The organism is Streptomyces niveiscabiei (genome assembly GCF_001419795.1).
In the GTDB taxonomy this organism is placed as follows: Bacteria; Actinomycetota; Actinomycetes; order Streptomycetales; family Streptomycetaceae; genus Streptomyces; species Streptomyces niveiscabiei.
This window is the reverse complement of sequence record NZ_LIRL01000052.1, coordinates 1-4,856: the sequence shown is the minus strand read 5'-3', so window position 1 is coordinate 4,856 and position 4,856 is coordinate 1. Positions and strand designations below refer to the sequence as shown.

The window sequence follows — 4,856 nt, the reverse complement described above, 5'->3', positions numbered from 1 at the left end:
CCCGACCGGCCTCGCCGACCCCGTAGTCGTCCTCGTCGGCCCCATGGGCGTGGGCAAATCCACCGTCGGCCGCCTCCTCGCCACCCGTCTCGGCGTAGGTTTCCGGGACACCGACGGCGACATCGTCACCGCCGAGGGCCGCACGATCGCCGAGATCTTCGCGGCCGACGGCGAACCCGCCTTCCGTACCGCCGAGAAGCGGGCGGTCGTGCGGGCGCTGAACGGGCACGGCGGGGTCCTCGCCCTCGGCGGCGGTGCCGTCCTCGACGCCGGTACGCGCGCTCTGCTCACCGGCCGCCGGGTGCTGTACCTGACGATGGGCGCCGGCGAGGCGGCCCGGCGGCTGGACCTCGGCGCCGGGCGCCCCCTGCTCGCCGCCGAACCCCTGGACCGCTGGCGGGAGTTGATGGCCGCACGCCGCCGGCTGTACGAGGAGGTCGCCACGGCGATCGTCGCCACGGACCGGCGTACACCGGACGAGGTGACCGAAGCGGCCCTGGACGCGCTGGAGTTGAGGCCCGCCGTCCCGACGTCCCCCACAACCCCCTTCCGAGGAGCCCTCCTTGACCAGACTCCGCTGGCTCACCGCAGGTGAGTCCCACGGCCCCGCCCTAGTCGCCACCCTCGAAGGTCTCCCCGCCGGGGTCCCCGTCACGACCGCCGAGGTCGCCGGTCATCTAGCCCGGCGCAGACTCGGGTACGGCCGGGGCGCCCGGATGGCGTTCGAGCGGGACGAGGTCACGTTCCTCGGCGGTGTCCGGCACGGGCTCACGCTGGGTTCCCCGGTGGCCGTCATGGTCGGCAACACCGAGTGGCCCAAGTGGGAGAAGGTGATGTCCGCCGACCCCGTGGACCCCGCCGAACTCCACGGCGTACAGCGGGGCGCCCCGCTGACGCGCCCCCGTCCGGGGCACGCGGACCTCGCTGGCATGCAGAAGTACGGGTTCACGGAAGCCCGTCCGGTGCTGGAGCGCGCGTCGGCGCGGGAGACGGCGGCCCGCGTGGCGCTGGGCGCGGTCGCGCGGGCGTACCTCAAGGAGACGGCCGGCGTGCAGATCGTCAGCCATGTCGTCCGACTGGCGGGCGCGCAGGCCCCGTACGGCCTCCTGCCCACCCCGTCCGACGTGCGGAGGCTGGACGCCGATCCCGTGCGCTGTCTCGACGCCGACGCCTCGAAGGCGATGGTCGCCGAGGTCGACCGGGCCCACAAGGACGGGGACACGCTCGGCGGGGTCGTCGAGGTGCTGGCGTACGGCGTGCCGGTCGGGCTCGGCTCGCACGTGCATTGGGACCGGCGGCTGGACGCGCGGATCGCCGCCGCGCTCATGGGAATCCAGGCGATCAAGGGCGTGGAGGTCGGCGACGGGTTTGCGCTGGCCGGGGTCCCGGGGTCACAGGCCCACGACGAGATCGTGCGCGGCCCGGACGGCGTACGGCGGGCCAGTGGGCGCGCGGGCGGGACCGAGGGCGGGCTGTCCACCGGTGAACTCCTGCGTGTACGGGCCGCGATGAAGCCGATCGCGACCGTCCCGCGCGCGCTGCGGACCGTCGACATGGCGACCGGGGAACCCGCCGTCGCCCACCACCAGCGCTCGGACGTCTGCGCGGTGCCGGCCGCCGGGATCGTCGCCGAGGCGATGCTCGCGCTCGTCCTCGCGGACGCGGTCGGCGAGAAGTTCGGAGGTGACAGCGTTGTGGAGACGCGGCGGAACATCCGGGGATACCTGGAAACCCTTTAACGGGACGCGCGCTGTTTTTCCGTAGAGCTGAATCCGCTTTCCGGGGGCTGAATTTTCATCAAGTACGCTGTCATGCTGGCCGCTTCGGTGTTCGAACTACGGGGGATGGGTTGGGTGATGGAGCAGCCGAACTCGGACAGTCACATACTCGCCGTGCTGGAACTCCTCGCGGAGGACAGCCCGCCGAGCCGCTTCGACTCCCTGCTCGTACGGGCCCGCCGTGAGGGCCTGCCCGATGCGGAACTCGGGCGCCTGAGCCGGGCCGTACAGCTCGCCCGCGCCCTGCCCGAACGGCCCGGCAGACGCCGGCAGTGGGAGGACGACCTCACCGCCCTCGTCGACACCGCCCGCGACCTGATGGACGCGCCCGACGTCGACGCGCTCCTGCGGACCGTCGCCCGGCGCGCCCGCCGGCTCCTCAGCCTCGACATCGCCTTCGTCGTCCTCACCGACCTCGACGGCGAGATCCGCGGGCACGCCGCCGAGGGGGCCGTCACCGACCTCAGCACCAACGTCGACCTCGTCTCCGAGGGCAGCGTCGGGGCGCGCGTCCTGCGCACCAAGTCGCCCGCGTGGACCGCCGACTGCCTCCTCGACCACACCTTCGTCACGTCCAAGGGCCTCGACGACGCCACCCAGGCCGAGGGCCTGCGCGCCCTCCTCGCCGTCCCGCTGCGCGTCGGCGACTCCGCCGTCGGCGTCCTCTACGGCGCCCAGCGCGCCGTACGGCACTTCACGCCCGACGAGATCGGCGCGATGATCCAGTTCGCCGACCTCGCGGCGCTCGCCGTCGACAACGCGCGCCTCCTCCAGCACGCCCGGCACCAGTCCACCGAACTGGAGCAGGACAACTACCGGGTGCGGGCCGGGCTCGTCCGGCTCCAGGAACTCACCGACGCGTACGGGCGGATCATGAGCCTGCCGCTGGTGGGCGCGAACCTCGCGACGATCATCTCGGCGACGGGCGCCGCGCTGGACGGGCGGGCCCAGCTCTTCGACCCGGCGGGGAGGCTGCTGGCCTGTAGCCAGGGTGAGGGCGACGGCGAGGGCGGGAGCGCCGACGGCTTCGGCGGGGCCCGGGGCTCACGGAGTGGAAGCGGCTCCGCGGCGGGCGGCTTCGGCGGTTCGCGTGCGGGTGGCTACTCGCGTGGGGGTGCCGGCGGCGCCGGTGACGGGCGTCCCGGCGGCGGTGTGCGCGGTGCCGTCGCCGAGGCCATCCTCGACGCCCACGCCCGCCGCACCACCGTCCGCACCCCCGACGGCGTCTGGGTCGCGCCCGTCATCGCCGGGGCGGAGAACCTCGGCTACCTCGTCCTCGACCCCGAGACCCCGCTCGTCGGCGCCGACGAGCGGCTCCTCCAGCTCGCCGCGCAGGTGTGCGCCGTCCAGCTCCTCATCCAGGGCAGCGCCGGCATCACCGAGAGCCCCCAGCGCGACGAGCTCCTCGACGAACTCGTCTCCGCGCCGCCCCGCGCGCCCCGCCGGATCGCCCAGCGCGCCCGGCAGCTCGGCGTCGACCTCGACGAGCCGTACGTCGTCGTGGTCATGCGGCCCGAGGGCGGGGACCACGGGCGGGCCACCGTCTGGTCCCTCTCCTACGTGCACCGCATGACCGGCCTCAAGACCGAGCACGACGGCTGCATGGTCCTGCTCCTGCCCGGCACCGACGCGTCCGGCGCGGCGCGGGCGGTCGCCGGGGAGCTGTCGCCGCTGCTCGGGCGGCCCGTGTCCTGCGGGGCGGCCGGGGCGGGGCGGGGGGTCCTCGAAGTGCGGCGCGTCTTCCAGGAGGCGGTGCGCTGCCTGGACGCGGTGACGGCACTGGACGCGCCGGGTGCCACCGCCGCGCCCCAGGACCTGGGCTTCCTCGGGGTGCTGCTCTCCGACGACCGTGACGTCCGGGGGTTCGTCGACTCCACGATCGGGCCGATCCTGCGTCACGACGAGGAGCACTTCACGGAGTTCGCGGTCACCCTGGAGGCCTACTTCGCGGCGAAGTCCAGCCCCACGGGGGCGGCCGGCGCTCTGCACGTCCACCCCAACACGGTCTCCCGCCGCCTCGAACGCATCACCGCCCTCCTCGGCCCCGACTGGCAGAACCCCGGCCCCCTGCTGGAGATCCAGCTCGCCCTGCGCCTGCACCGCGTCCGGGACGTCCTGCGCCGCTGAGGGGGTGCGGGGGCGAGCACCCCCGGGAGGGCGAGCACCCCCGCACCCCGCCGTACCGAACCCTGTCGGCGGGGGCTCGGTACGGGTGTCACAGCTGGGGCGGGAGGGACAGGGCGTGGTCCGCCCGGGCCAGGGACATCGCCGTGTGGGCGGCCGACGCCAGGGTCACGTGGCGGTGCCAGCCGGGGAAGGAGCGGCCCATGAAGTCGCGCAGGCCGCAGGGCTCGCCTATCTCGGCGAAGTCCGTCTCCACGCGGCGCGGCAGGCGGGTCAGGCGGACCAGGCGGCCCACCGGGGACTGGCTCAGGTTCGTCAGCCAGGCAGCGGACGGCGGCTGGTTGGGGTCGGACCACTCGCCCAGGAGGAGCATCGGGTGACGGCGGCCCTGCGCGTCGGGGACCGTCACGCGGACCACGGAGGCCAGCGCGGAGCGCACCGCGCCCGCGCCCGCGGGGTCGGGCCAGGACACCGGGCGGCGCAGGCCCTTCGTCGCCTCCAGGATCTGGGACGCGCACAGCAGGCCGGCGCGGAAGCCGGGGAGCGCGCGGTCGGCGACGGCCAGCCGCGTCGCCGCCGTCACCCGGGCCAGCACCGGGACCCCGGCGTCCGAGAGCCGCGTCAGCGTCGCCGCCGTCGTACCGCCCCGGACGTCGAGGACGACGGGTCTGCGCGCGACGCCGCTGCCCCGCTGGACGACCTCCAACACGGCTTCCGCCGTGCACTGTTCGAGGCTCTCGGCGGACGCCTTCTCGGGGACCTCCGCGCGGTCGCGGCGGCGGGGGTCGCTGACCCAGGGGTCGGTGAGCAGGAGGCGCCAGTGGACGGGCGCGCTCAGCCGCTCGGAGGCGTACCAGACGCCGATCGCCTGCTGTCCGCTGAACAGCTGGCCCAGCTGGGGCGCGAACAGGCGGTCCACGCCGACGGAGTGCTCGCCGGCCTTGGGGATGTGCA

The 4,856-nt window shown here is 74.8% G+C and carries 4 protein-coding genes; 3 read left to right on the top strand and 1 reads right to left on the bottom strand.

What is annotated here, in order from left to right; translation table 11 throughout:
• From AOK24_RS03330 to AOK24_RS03320, 3 genes are all read left to right on the top strand, one after another.
• A partial coding sequence (locus AOK24_RS03330; protein WP_420876649.1) for a shikimate kinase occupies positions 1–595 on the top strand: 595 nt, incomplete at its 5' end.
• Positions 564–1,739, top strand: coding sequence for a chorismate synthase (gene aroC / locus AOK24_RS03325; RefSeq protein ID WP_055718538.1), 1,176 nt, complete (start codon positions 564–566; stop codon positions 1,737–1,739). The genes AOK24_RS03330 and aroC, both read left to right, overlap by 32 nt.
• Positions 1,740–1,811: 72 nt before the next feature.
• A complete protein-coding gene (locus AOK24_RS03320; RefSeq protein ID WP_240553627.1) occupies positions 1,812–3,905 on the top strand; it encodes a helix-turn-helix domain-containing protein in 2,094 nt (697 codons plus the stop codon).
• An 88-nt stretch (positions 3,906–3,993) separates the two neighbouring features.
• Here AOK24_RS03320 and AOK24_RS03315 read toward each other — a convergent pair.
• A partial coding sequence (locus AOK24_RS03315) for an IS701 family transposase (RefSeq protein WP_055718536.1) occupies positions 3,994–4,856 on the bottom strand: 863 nt, incomplete at its 5' end.